This window comes from Massilia sp. 01N417, assembly GCF_056399645.1.
The window spans coordinates 1-510 of record NZ_JBFTRS010000067.1 but is presented as its reverse complement, the minus strand read 5'-3'; the positions used below and the strand labels follow the sequence as shown (position 1 = coordinate 510).

Below are 510 nucleotides of genomic sequence, written 5' to 3'. Positions count from 1 at the left end.
GAGTTGACGAGGTAAGCGAAACACGGCATAATCTCACTTCTCTGCTGCTGACGAACAAAACGATTCGCCGGATGCAGCAAGGCAGTACCGAATACGATCTTTAACAATCAACAGTCGATAAGTGTGGGCGTTTGATGAAGTGCCAGYAYCCTTYGGGGTGCTGAATGCTTAAATTATCAAATGTTCACAAAAAGTATAACGTTGCTCAGCAATGAGTAACGGTCAGTATTTTGAGTGRGCGACATGACACGMAAGTGTCGCAAACAGAGATTAAACTGAAGAGTTTGATCCTGGCTCAGATTGAACGCTGGCGGCATGCTTTACACATGCAAGTCGAACGGCAGCGCGGGGCAACCTGGCGGCGAGTGGCGAACGGGTGAGTAATACATCGGAACGTACCCAGAAGTGGGGGATAACGTAGCGAAAGTTACGCTAATACCGCATACGTTCTACGGAAGAAAGTGGGGGAYCTTCGGRCCTCATGCTTTTGGAGCGGCCGATGTCTGATTA

1 rRNA gene is annotated in these 510 nt (G+C 48.9%); it reads left to right on the top strand.

The window, feature by feature from the left end:
• Positions 1–272 precede the first annotated feature (272 nt).
• Positions 273–510: ribosomal RNA gene (locus AC1DOQ_RS26965) — 16S ribosomal RNA — on the top strand; the annotation flags it as partial.